At 33.7% G+C, this 11503-nt stretch carries 12 protein-coding genes and 1 other RNA gene; 2 read left to right on the top strand and 11 right to left on the bottom strand.

What is annotated here, in order from left to right; all coding sequences use genetic code 11:
• Positions 1–2: 2 nt before the first annotated feature.
• The 5 genes from AST02_RS02510 to AST02_RS14495 all read right to left on the bottom strand — a co-directional run bounded on the left by AST02_RS02510 (position 3) and on the right by AST02_RS14495 (position 4766).
• Positions 3–668: a tetratricopeptide repeat protein gene (locus AST02_RS02510; RefSeq protein ID WP_069815463.1), complete on the bottom strand. Its 666-nt coding sequence runs from the start codon at positions 666–668 to the stop codon at positions 3–5.
• 124 nt (positions 669–792) lie between these two features.
• The gene (gene mnmA, locus AST02_RS02505; protein WP_069815461.1) at positions 793–1905 is read right to left on the bottom strand and encodes a tRNA 2-thiouridine(34) synthase MnmA; all 1113 of its coding nucleotides are present in this window, start codon (positions 1903–1905) and stop codon (positions 793–795) included.
• A complete protein-coding gene (locus AST02_RS02500) occupies positions 1906–3048 on the bottom strand; it encodes a cysteine desulfurase family protein (protein WP_046465490.1) in 1143 nt (380 codons plus the stop codon).
• A gap of 60 nt (positions 3049–3108) precedes the next feature.
• Entirely contained in the window at positions 3109–4407 is a 1299-nt protein-coding gene (gene abc-f, locus AST02_RS02495; RefSeq protein ID WP_370736927.1) for a ribosomal protection-like ABC-F family protein, read from the bottom strand.
• 11 nt (positions 4408–4418) lie between these two features.
• The gene (locus AST02_RS14495) at positions 4419–4766 is read right to left on the bottom strand and encodes an ATP-binding cassette domain-containing protein (protein WP_069815457.1); all 348 of its coding nucleotides are present in this window, start codon (positions 4764–4766) and stop codon (positions 4419–4421) included.
• Positions 4767–5068: 302 nt separating this feature from the next.
• On the opposite strand from AST02_RS14495, the gene AST02_RS02485 reads away from it, so the two are divergent.
• Positions 5069–6067, top strand: coding sequence for an LLM class flavin-dependent oxidoreductase (locus AST02_RS02485; RefSeq protein WP_046465491.1), 999 nt, complete (start codon positions 5069–5071; stop codon positions 6065–6067).
• An 87-nt stretch (positions 6068–6154) separates the two neighbouring features.
• Here the strand turns inward: AST02_RS02485 and AST02_RS14275 are convergent, their stop codons facing one another.
• The 3 genes from AST02_RS14275 to cymR all read right to left on the bottom strand — a co-directional run bounded on the left by AST02_RS14275 (position 6155) and on the right by cymR (position 7093).
• Positions 6155–6319, bottom strand: coding sequence for a hypothetical protein (locus tag AST02_RS14275; protein ID WP_176721511.1), 165 nt, complete (start codon positions 6317–6319; stop codon positions 6155–6157).
• Between the two features lie 35 nt (positions 6320–6354).
• Entirely contained in the window at positions 6355–6537 is a 183-nt protein-coding gene (locus AST02_RS02480) for a CsbD family protein (RefSeq protein WP_046465492.1), read from the bottom strand.
• Positions 6538–6673: 136 nt separating this feature from the next.
• Positions 6674–7093 (bottom strand): cysteine metabolism transcriptional regulator CymR, encoded by a 420-nt coding sequence (gene cymR, locus AST02_RS02475; RefSeq protein ID WP_002507427.1) that lies wholly within the window; start codon positions 7091–7093, stop codon positions 6674–6676.
• 86 nt (positions 7094–7179) lie between these two features.
• On the opposite strand from cymR, the gene AST02_RS02470 reads away from it, so the two are divergent.
• Entirely contained in the window at positions 7180–8457 is a 1278-nt protein-coding gene (locus AST02_RS02470) for a replication-associated recombination protein A (RefSeq protein WP_046465493.1), read from the top strand.
• Between the two features lie 90 nt (positions 8458–8547).
• Here AST02_RS02470 and AST02_RS02465 read toward each other — a convergent pair whose 3' ends face one another.
• The 3 genes from AST02_RS02465 to aspS form a co-directional block, all read right to left on the bottom strand.
• The gene (locus AST02_RS02465; protein ID WP_046465494.1) at positions 8548–9318 is read right to left on the bottom strand and encodes a tRNA threonylcarbamoyladenosine dehydratase; all 771 of its coding nucleotides are present in this window, start codon (positions 9316–9318) and stop codon (positions 8548–8550) included.
• 165 nt (positions 9319–9483) lie between these two features.
• Positions 9484–9673, bottom strand: a non-coding RNA gene (gene ssrS, locus AST02_RS02460) — 6S RNA.
• A gap of 63 nt (positions 9674–9736) precedes the next feature.
• Entirely contained in the window at positions 9737–11503 is a 1767-nt protein-coding gene (gene aspS, locus AST02_RS02455; RefSeq protein WP_069815454.1) for an aspartate--tRNA ligase, read from the bottom strand.

Genomic DNA, 11503 nt, shown 5'->3' with positions numbered 1-11503 from the left:
AGTTATTCCTCCTCTGCTATAGATTTAAAAGTTTTAATTGCGTGTTGGCTCATCACGTGTCCTGGATTAGCCTCTACTGCACGTTCAAAAATTTGAATTGCTTGTGTTGTATCTTCAGTTTGCATATAAGTAGCTAAGCCTAGATTATATAAAGCATCTGAATGCTTTTCATCTAAAGTTAATACATGGTTCAATTGAGTCATTGCTTGTTCAAACATTTCTAAATGACATAATACAAGACCATATTGAAATTGAACTTCCACGTCTTTACGGTCATCTTTTTCAGCAGCAGTCATTAGGAACGGTAATGCCTCTTTAAATGCCTCTAGTTGATTAAATGACATACCAATCATATAATTCGTATCCACTAAATCTACTTTGTATTTTAGCGCTTGCTGATATAGTTTGATTGCTTCACTAAAACGTCCTTCATTATAATATACATTACCTAAATTATAATAAATCGCACCATTCTCTGGGTCGAGTGTTATTGCTTTTTGAAAAAACTTTTCAGCCTTTTCAACTTCACCCGCTTCAGCGATTAGAATACCCGCATTTATGTAATTTTCAACTTCTTTAGGATTTTCTTCAATATTTGCAAATAATGCTGTTAATGCTTCTTCAATATTACCTTGTTTAATTAATTTATATATTTGTTCTTGATCCAATTTAAACCCTCATTTCTGACTATTCATTATAACATTTGCTCATCTTTTTTAAATCATATTTTAGAAAAAGAAATCGTTAGTTACTATAATATATAGCTTACTAACGATTTCTAAGTAAAATGTATTAAACGACGTAACTTAACTGACCTGATTCTTTGAATACATCATCAATTGTAGCGCCACCTAAACATACATCACCATCGTAAAGTACGACAGATTGACCCGGTGTGATTGCACGAACTGGTTCAGCAAATGAAACGCGAATTGCATTGTCATTTTCTTTTTTAACAAATACTTTAGTATCTTTTTGGCGATATCTAAATTTAGCAGTACATTCAAAGCCTTCTTCTAAATCAACCGTATTCACAAATGAAATGTCAGAAGCGATTAAATAGTCACTGTATAGTGCCTCATGATGAAAACCTTGTTCTACATATAACACGTTGTCGTCTAGATTTTTACCTACTACAAACCATGGATCTCCATCTCCGCCAATACCAAGACCGTGACGTTGACCAATTGTATAGTACATTAGTCCTGCGTGTGTACCAATTTTATCCCCTGCTAATGTAACCATATCACCAGATTGAGCTGGTAGATATTGTGATAGAAATTCTTTGAAATTACGTTCTCCTATAAAACAAATACCTGTAGAATCTTTCTTTTTCGCAGTAGCTAAATCTTGTTCTTCAGCAATACGACGTACTTCTTTCTTCTCAATATCACCTATTGGGAACATAACACGAGATAATTGATCTTGCGATAATTGATTTAAGAAATAAGTTTGGTCTTTGTTATTATCGACACCACGTAACATTTCAACATGACCATCTTCATGGCGTCGTATGCGAGCGTAATGACCTGTTGCAACATAATCTGCACCTAATTTTAATGCATGTTCTAAGAATGCTTTAAATTTAATTTCTTTATTACACATTACATCTGGATTAGGCGTGCGCCCTTTTTTATATTCATCTAGGAAATAAGTAAATACTTTATCCCAATATTCTTGTTCGAAATTAACAGCATAATAAGGTATCCCAATTTGATTACATACGGCGATTACATCGTTATAATCTTCTGTAGCCGTACAAAACCCACTCTCATCAGTATCATCCCAGTTTTTCATAAAAATGCCTATGACATCGTAACCTTGTTCTTTTAATATGTGTGCCGTTACAGAACTGTCTACGCCACCTGACATACCGACTACCACACGTGTATCTTGATTTGACAACTATATTTCCTCCTTAAATTTGTGATAAATTTTGTGTATTTCTGCAGTTATATATTTAATTTCTTGTTCAGTCGTTTGTTCATTAAAGCTAAATCTTACAGAGTGTTTTGCGCGTTCTTCATTGCCATACATTGCTATTAATACGTGCGATGGTGTTGTTGTTCCTGCTGTACATGCAGAGCCTGACGAGACATATATATTAGATAAATCCAATAAGGTAAGCATCGTTTCTACATCAACGAAAGGCAAATATAAATTAACGATATGTCCTGTTGAATCTGTCATAGAACCATTCAATTCAAATGGAACCGATCGCTCTTGTAATGTCACGAGAAATTGGTTTTTCAAATTCATTAAATGAACGTTATTATCGTTTATATGGTTATTGGCTAAAGCCAAAGCCTCAGCTAATCCTACAATTTGTGGAAGATTTTCTGTACCTGCTCTTCGTTTTGCTTCTTGTTCTCCGCCTAATTGTGGGAATTGCAATATTGTTTCATCTTTGACTAATAACGCGCCCACACCTTTAGGGCCTCCAAATTTATGTGCAGTAATACTCATCACATCTATGTTGAATTCATGAAAATCTATTTCAAGATGGCCTATTGCTTGAACTGCATCAACATGAAACAAAGCGTTAGATTCAGCGATGATGTCGTCAATGTCATACATAGGTTCGACTGTGCCAATTTCGTTATTAACAAACATGATTGACACTAAAATTGTTTCATCCGTAAGTGCTGCTTTTAATTGGTCTAGTTGTATTAAGCCTTCGTGATCTACATCTAAATAAGTGACTTCAAAGCCTTCTTTTTCAAGTTGTTCAAATACATGGAGTACAGAGTGATGTTCAATTTTAGATGTGATGATGTGTTTACCTTTATGTTGATGTTCGTACGCAATACCCTTTATTGCAGTATTATTAGATTCAGTAGCGCCACTTGTAAATATAACTTCACTTGGCTTAGCATTAAATATCTTCGCTACAGTTCTACGCGACTCATCGAGATATTTTCTTGCATCTCTTCCCATACTATGAATAGAAGAGGGATTACCATAATGAACGCTATAAACATCCATCATCTTATCTATAACTGCTTGTTTGACTGGTGTTGTTGCAGCATAATCTGCATATACTTCCATGTTTGACACTCCTAACAATTTTATCAATGTTCCAATGATAGCACCATCTAATTAAATTTTCTAGTTGTCTGTTTCAAAATGTCCACTTTCATCAATTGTTTTGTAATCATCTATTAATTTCAATGTATCGTCTGTATTTGACCTGCAATATTGAGTAAGCGTTAAATTATGAAGTTGTTTATTGGATACTTCCCAATGTGTTGCTGTAAATCGTGATTGTAAGTACTGGTCATGTGTGACGATAAGCACTTGACCAGTGAAACTATGAATCATGTCCATAATCAAGTCCTGTGTTGCGATATCAAAATAGTTTGTCGGTTCATCTAATATCAATAAATTGGGTCTCGAGAAAAATAATAATACAAACTGTAGCCTGCTTTTTTCTCCCATTGATAAATAAGTAATGGGTTCCTTAATTTTATCTTGGTCAAAACCAAATGAAGCTAAAATCGTTTGAGCGTGACTAAGTGTCATACCTTCTAAATCTAACAAAGTATTTAAAGGGGTCTCACAGTATGTTAAATTATCATTTTGTTGGTCAAAATAACCTATTTTGAGTGAAGGTGTAATATAAATATGACCTTGATCAGGTTTTAATGTTTGTCTAATCAAGCTGATTAATAGTGATTTCCCACTACCATTGCGTCCTGTAAGCAAAATGTTTTCATTATTCTTAATTTCGAAATTCGCTTGATCATAAATACAAAGGTTATTTATTGAAATACTGAAATTTTCTAGCCTTAATAAGTAGCGTTTGCGCATGTTTTCATGTTGGTCAAAATAAAACCTTCTGCCATCTTTTTCAGGTTCTTCTAGTTTATTTTCGTTTAATTTTTGATTTAATTGTGATGCTTTTACTTTTGATTTTTGCGCTAATTTACTTAATCGCTTTTGCTCAGATGGATCGCGAACACTTGTTGTTTGCTTAGAAGCAGCATGCCATTCTTTAACTCTCTTGATAGTATGCTCAAGCTGCTTAACTTCTTTCTGCTGTTTTTCATAAGCATTCACTTGTGTTTGAAACTCTAAATCTATAATTTCTTTGTACTGGTTATAATTACCCGTAAATTTCCTTGTTTGCGTTCGATTTATCTCTATGATATGACTAGCAGTTGCATTGATAAATCCACGGTGATGCGATACATAAATGATTGTACGTTTTGATTTATTCATGTTCGTTATTAAATCATTTAGCATCGTTTGATCAAGATGATTAGTTGGTTCATCTAATAGGATTAAATCTTTTTCTGAAATAATTGAACGTAATAATGCGACGCGTGTTTGTTGACCTCCGCTTAAAAGGTTGATTTCCTTGTCTAAATCAGTTTCGCTTAAATTAAATAAATTCGCTTGTGTTATAATTTTTTGTTCTAATTTTTTGTTCTAATTTTTTGTTCTAATTCATAGCCATTATATGCTATGAAATCAGCTATTTTTTCATAATTATAAGGTATTTCTTTTTTTAATTTTAATATTTCTGGAAATAAAGATAAAATGAATTCCATTCCAGTTTCATAATAATAATCTGTCATATCTTGTTTCATAAGATACGCATTGTCTCTATACTTTAAGTATAGTTCATTTAGTAAGGTTGTTTTTCCAACACCATTATCACCCACGAAAGCTATGTGTTCTCCTGTTTCAACACTTATATTCACGTGATTTATCAGCGTTTTACCATATTTTTCAAATGGTTTTTGAACATAATAAAAAGACATATCAATTTCCTCGCTTCCGAGGACATGACATGCCATAAATATTATACTGCAATCAATCTATGCGGTTGCTTAATAATAGCTTATATTATTTACGACATGGTCATATCCTGTAACTTTTTCATTTAAATGTAGTTTTGTTAATTTATTCTCTTGATATTTATCCAATGTCTTCATCGCCTTAATTAAGCCACCTAACGTTTTTAATTTCACTCATTATAACAGTGAGCAGTTTCTTACGCAAGTTTTATAGCGACTGTTATACTTCAAGGTAATAACAATCACTAAGGAGGACAACGATAAACATGTACAATTTAAAACTATCAGCGCTTAATCTTGTACCTATTCGAGAAGGAGAAGATGATCAAGCTGCAATTAAAGATATGGTCAAATTAGCTCAAAATTTAGAAACGTTAGATTATAATCGCTATTGGATTGCAGAACATCACAATGCCCCAAACTTAGTAAGTTCTGCTACTGCTTTGTTAATCCAACATACATTAGAGCACACATCTAAAATCCGAGTGGGTTCAGGTGGTATTATGTTACCAAATCATGCACCATTAGTAGTTGCCGAACAGTTTGGTACGATGGAAACAATATTTCCAGAACGTGTAGATTTAGGTTTAGGACGTGCTCCTGGCACTGATATGATGACAGCTAGTGCTTTACGTAGAGATCAACATAATGGTGTTTATGAATTCCCAGAAGAAGTTGAGCAACTCGCTACATATTTTGGTCCTGGTAATCAACAAGCATATGTGCGAGCTTATCCCGCTGTAGATAAACATGTACCACTTTATATCCTAGGTTCATCTACTGACTCTGCCCATTTAGCAGCACGAAAAGGACTTCCTTATGTATTTGCTGGTCATTTTGCACCACAACAAATGAAAGATGCAATTGAAATATATAAAGATTTATTTGAACCTTCTGATGCACTTAGCAAACCTTATGTCATCGTTTGTTTAAATGCCATTGTTGCTGATACGGATGAACAAGCTGAATACTTATCAACAACTCAAGCACAAGTAATGGTTAGTATAACTAGAGGTAGAATGCAACCACTTCAACCACCTACTGATGATTTAAAAGGTATTTTAACACCGACTGAATTTGAAGTTGCGCAACAACGTATGGGCTCTTCACTTATCGGTTCAGAAGAAACTGTAAAAAATAAAATCCAAACCTTTATAGATGAGCATGGCGATATTGATGAATTAATGGCTATCAGCTATATTTATGATCAAGAAGCTCAACTTGATTCTTATCGTAAACTAAAAAATGTAATAGATACGCTGTAAAATTCAAGTTAATGAAACGTTAAAATCCCAATCTACAAATTTGTAGATTGGGATTTTAGTTATTTTACAAAATAAATTTAGCGAAGACTATTTTTCGTCTTTTTTGTCTTCATCTTTTTTATCGTCACTACCACCAGTGAATTTATCAATTTGTTCTGAAGCTTGTTGTGCTTTTTCGTTATCAGAACCTTTTAATTTTTCAGATACAGTTTTTGCAGTGTCTTTTGCTTTATCTAAGAAATTTTCAGCCATAATAATTACTCCTTTGAAAGTTAATTAAAACTTAATTATTTTTTGAATTTATCAATAGCGTCATTCGCTTTATCTTTTGCATTTTCTACGAATTCTTTAGCTTTACCGGAAGTTTTATCTTCCTTGCCTTCATTTTCTAAATCTTGATTGTCAGTTACATTACCGACTGTTTCTTTCACATTACCTTTTGCTTGTTCGAATTTATTTTCATCTGCCATGTAAATTACCTCCTTAGCAATGTATATAAGTTAAATACCACTAATCATTGTGTCTAAACATGATAAAGAAAATAAATCCAATATTTTCTTTAAAAGAAATCATTGTGAACTATAAATTTATAAATTATAGTTCAATTTAAATATAAAACATATAACCGTCTAAATCATCAGTTTCTTTAAAATCAGCTAGATATTGTAAAGTTGTATTATCAAGTACCTCTCTTACAGCATCTCTCATTCTAATCCAAAGTTCTTTTTGTGCAGGTGGCTCTGATTCAATACTTTCTACAAATGTAATTGGACCTTCTAATAAACGTATAATATCACCAGCTGTAATTTCTTCCGCTGGTACTCTTAATTGGTAACCGCCTTTTGCACCACGAACACTTCGAATTAACCCAGCATTCCGTAAAGGACCAACTAATTGCTCTAGATATAGATCACTTAAATTATTTTCTTCTGCTATAGATTTTAATGATACGCACCCTTGTCCTTGTTTTTTAGCTAGGGAAATCATTAATGTTAACCCATATCTTCCTTTTGTTGAAATTTTCATTATATTACCTCACTTAATTCGAATACTATATATTAACATTCTATCATTTTTTACGTTAATATAGAATTAGAAAGGTGTGACAGATTGTGACGAACGAACCACTTGCATCGAGAATGCGTCCGAATAACATAGATGAAATTATTTCTCAAAAACATTTAGTAGGTCCAAAAGGGATTATTAGAAGAATGGTTGAAACGAAAAGATTATCTTCAATGATATTTTTTGGCCCTCCCGGTATAGGTAAAACAAGTATTGCAAAAGCGATATCTGGTAGTACACAATTCAAGTTTCGACAACTCAATGCCGTAACCAATACCAAAAAAGATATGCAGTTGATTGTTGAAGAAGCAAAAATGTCTGGACAAGTAATTCTACTATTAGATGAAATACACCGTTTAGATAAAGCCAAACAAGACTTTTTACTGCCACACTTAGAAAATGGAAAAATTGTATTAATTGGCGCGACAACATCTAATCCTTACCATGCAATTAATCCTGCTATACGTTCGAGAGCTCAAATTTTCGAATTATACCCATTAGATGACGATGATGTCAGAGTCTCATTAGAGAGAGCAATCAATGATGCTGAACGTGGGCTCGCTACTTACAACCCTATTGTTGATGATGAAGCAATGACTTACTTTACTACACAAAGTCAAGGCGATGTAAGAAGTGCGCTCAATGCTTTAGAATTGGCTGTATTAAGTTCTAAAGTGACTGATGACAATAGATATATCACACTAGAAGATGCAAAAGATTGTTTGCAAAAAGGGGCTTTTGTAAGTGATAAAGATGGAGACATGCACTACGATGTGATGAGTGCGTTTCAAAAATCAATTAGAGGTAGCGATGTCAATGCTGCATTACATTACCTAGCACGTTTAATCGAAGCTGGAGATTTACCAACAATCGTTCGACGTTTGTTAGTGATTAGTTTTGAAGATGTTGGATTAGCGTCACCAGCAGCTGGTCAACGTACATTAGCAGCAATAGAGTCAGCTGAGCGTTTAGGTTTCCCAGAGGCTAGAATTCCTTTGAGCCAAGCTGTAATAGAACTTTGTTTATCACCAAAATCTAACTCAGGTATTTCAGCTATTGATGCTGCTTTATCAGATATACGTAAGGGGCATGTTGGTCAGATTCCTGACCACTTAAAAGATGGTCATTATGCAGGTGCTAAAGAATTAGGTCGTGCAATCGGTTATAAATATCCGCATAGTTATGAGAGCGGATTCGTTTCACAACAATATTTACCTGATAAACTTAAAAATAGAATTTATTATGAGCCCAAAACAACTTCTAAAAGCGAACAACAATTTAAGTCTGTTTATGACAATATTAACCATTCACAAAAAAAGAAATAAAATGTAATTTAAATCACTATAATCAATAAAAGGTAGCTCTCCAAAACGGAAAGCTACCTTTTAAAATAGTTATTGATAAATGAGCATTTTTTATTTTTTGTCTTTAATACGCGTAACAGGAATGTCTTTTAGAATATCATTAATTACATAACCCGCACTGATTAATCCAACTACACTAGGTACAAAAGCATTTGAAGATGGTGGCATTTGTCCTTTTCTCGTTGGTGCGTTAGCATCCCCCACTGTATCTTTAACATCTTCTCTAATTACAATTGGACTTTCATCTGAAAAAACAACAGGTATGCCTTTATGAATGCCTAATTTTTTTAATTTACGTCTTATAATTTTAGCCATAGGATCAGTATGTGTTTTAGAAATATCTGCTACTTCAAAACGTGTTGGATCTATTTTATTGGCAGCACCCATGCTTGAAATTACGGAAATTCCTCTATCTAAACACTCTTTCATTAAGTGTACTTTATAAATGATTGTATCACTTGCATCTACAAAATAATCGATATCATACTCACTGAATAATGCTTCATAAGTCTCTTCCGTATAAAACATATGCAATGAAGTCACTTTACAATCAGGGTTAATTAATTTAATGCGTTCCTCCATCAAAGTCACTTTACTCTGTCCGATTGTAGTAGTAAGCGCATGCAATTGACGATTGACGTTAGTGATATCAACATCATCTTTATCAATAAGAATGATATGACCAATATTTGTACGTGCCAAAGCTTCAGCAGCAAATGAACCAACACCACCTACGCCAAGCACAACAACTGTCTTTTCTTTTAATAATTCCAAGCCTTCTTGACCATAGGCTAATTCATTTCTAGAAAATTGATGTCTCATCTAAATACTCCTTATTATTATTAATATGCTATAACAAAACTATTATAACATTATCATATATTTATATTTACAAAATGCATTATTTATCTTACATTATTTGAAATCGTAGCATTCACATTTTAAATTTCAGCAAAAAAAATACGCAAGACCGAAGTCTTGCGTACGATAGAGTCCGTTAGTGCCGTAGTTATAAAGTGCTTGATCATTCGGCCTGCTTATAACAGGTGGGTGCCCTGTTTCTTGTTTTGCAAGTCCTCCTTTGAGGCGTGTGCGCTGCAAGAAAACCCATTGGGCTCCCGGATCAAAGAGTGTTAGGCCCAAATATGAAGCAAACTTACGAACACTTCAGATGACTATCTTATGTGAACATCATAACACATAATTTCAAATTAGCAAGAATTAAAACTTCTTGCGCTAATTAATGACGAATACGTAATGAAAGTTCTTCTAATTGATTTTCTGATACTTCACTTGGTGCATCTGTTAATAGACATGTCGCAGATGCAGTTTTAGGAAAGGCAATTGTATCACGTAAGTTTGTGCGATTCGTTAATAACATAACTAAACGGTCCAATCCTAATGCGATGCCGCCATGGGGTGGTGCACCATATTTAAAGGCATCTAGTAAGAAACCAAATTGTTCTCTTGCTTGTTCGTCTGTGAAACCTAAAACTTCGAACATTTTAGCTTGTAAATCAGCATCATGAATTCTGATAGAACCCCCGCCTAATTCATAACCATTCAAAACAATATCATATGCATTAGCTTGAACATTCTCAGGCTCAGTGCTTAATTTTTCAATATCTTCTTGTTTTGGTGAAGTGAATGGATGATGTGCTGCAGTATAGCGTTTAACTTCTTCATCATATTCAAGTAATGGCCAATCTGTAACCCATAAGAAATTCAATTTCGTTTCATCAATCAGGTTTAATTCTTTTGCAAGTTTAAGACGTAAAGCGCCTAAACTTTGTGCAACAACACTTGGTTTATCTGCTACGAATAATACCAGGTCACCTGCTTGCGCTCCAGTTAGTGATTGTAACTTTTCAACATGATCATTTTCAAAGAATTTAGCGATTGGTCCATTTAAACCATCATCTACAACTTTTACCCATGCCAAGCCTTTAGCACCGTAGATGTTTACAAATTCTGTTAAAGCATCTATGTCTTTTCTTGTATATTTATCAGAAGCGCCTTCAGCTACAATTGCCTTAACTTGACCATCTTTATTGATAGCATCTTTGAATACTTTAAAGTCCATAATTTCACCAAGTTCTGAAACATCGATTAATTCCATGCCAAAACGTGTATCTGGTTTATCTGAACCATAACGACTCATAGCGTCGTTATATGTCATTCTTGGGAATGGACGTGGTACTTCAACGTCTTTCACATCTTTAACAACATTTTGTAACATTTCTTCGCCCATATCCATCACATCTTCTTGATCTACGAAGCTCATTTCAATATCCACTTGAGTGAATTCTGGTTGACGATCAGCACGTAAATCTTCATCACGGAAACATTTAACAATTTGATAATATTTGTCAAAACCACTAATCATTAATAATTGTTTGAATATTTGGGGTGATTGAGGTAATGCATAAAATTCACCATCGTGTACACGTGATGGTACTAAATAGTCACGGGCACCCTCTGGCGTAGATTTCGTTAATACTGGTGTTTCTATATCATAAAAACCTTCTTGGTCTAAATATTGTCTAATAGAACGTGTTGTTTGGTGTCTCATTTTAAATGTTTGTGCTAGCTCTTGGCGTCGTAAATCAAGATATCTATATTTTAATCTGATATTTTCATCAACATTTTGATTTTCTTCATTTAATGCAAATGGAGGTGTCTCAGATTTATTGATAATTTGAATATCTGAAACTTGTACTTCAACCTGACCAGTTTCAATTTTTGGGTTTACCGTTTGAGGATCACGTTGCTTAACTATCCCTTTAACTTCTACCACGTATTCTGATCTAACAGTTTCTGCAATTTGTAATGCTTCTGCTGAAAAATCTGGATTAAATACGATTTGAACATAACCTTCACGGTCACGTAAATCAACAAAAATTAAGCCACCTAAATCTCTACGGTTGTGTACCCAACCTTTTAATGTTACTTCTTGGTCTAATAACGACTCTGTTACTAAACCACAGTATGTTGTACGTTTACTCAT

The organism is Staphylococcus equorum (assembly GCF_001747895.1).
Classification (GTDB): Bacteria; Bacillota; Bacilli; order Staphylococcales; family Staphylococcaceae; genus Staphylococcus; species Staphylococcus equorum_A.
Note: the sequence above shows the minus strand (reverse complement) of the source record. Positions and strands in the feature narration are given on the sequence as shown.

Coding starts and splice junctions, on each gene's coding strand:
- AST02_RS02500 (WP_046465490.1), bottom strand. CDS start 3,048: ATGGAAGTATATGCAGATTATGCTGCAACAACACCAGTCAAACAAGCA.
- AST02_RS14495 (WP_069815457.1), bottom strand. CDS start 4,766: ATGTCTTTTTATTATGTTCAAAAACCATTTGAAAAATATGGTAAAACG.
- AST02_RS02485 (WP_046465491.1), top strand. CDS start 5,069: ATGTACAATTTAAAACTATCAGCGCTTAATCTTGTACCTATTCGAGAA.
- AST02_RS14275 (WP_176721511.1), bottom strand. CDS start 6,319: ATGGCTGAAAATTTCTTAGATAAAGCAAAAGACACTGCAAAAACTGTA.
- AST02_RS02480 (WP_046465492.1), bottom strand. CDS start 6,537: ATGGCAGATGAAAATAAATTCGAACAAGCAAAAGGTAATGTGAAAGAA.
- cymR (WP_002507427.1), bottom strand. CDS start 7,093: ATGAAAATTTCAACAAAAGGAAGATATGGGTTAACATTAATGATTTCC.
- AST02_RS02465 (WP_046465494.1), bottom strand. CDS start 9,318: ATGAGACATCAATTTTCTAGAAATGAATTAGCCTATGGTCAAGAAGGC.
- aspS (WP_069815454.1), bottom strand. CDS start 11,503: ATGAGTAAACGTACAACATACTGTGGTTTAGTAACAGAGTCGTTATTA.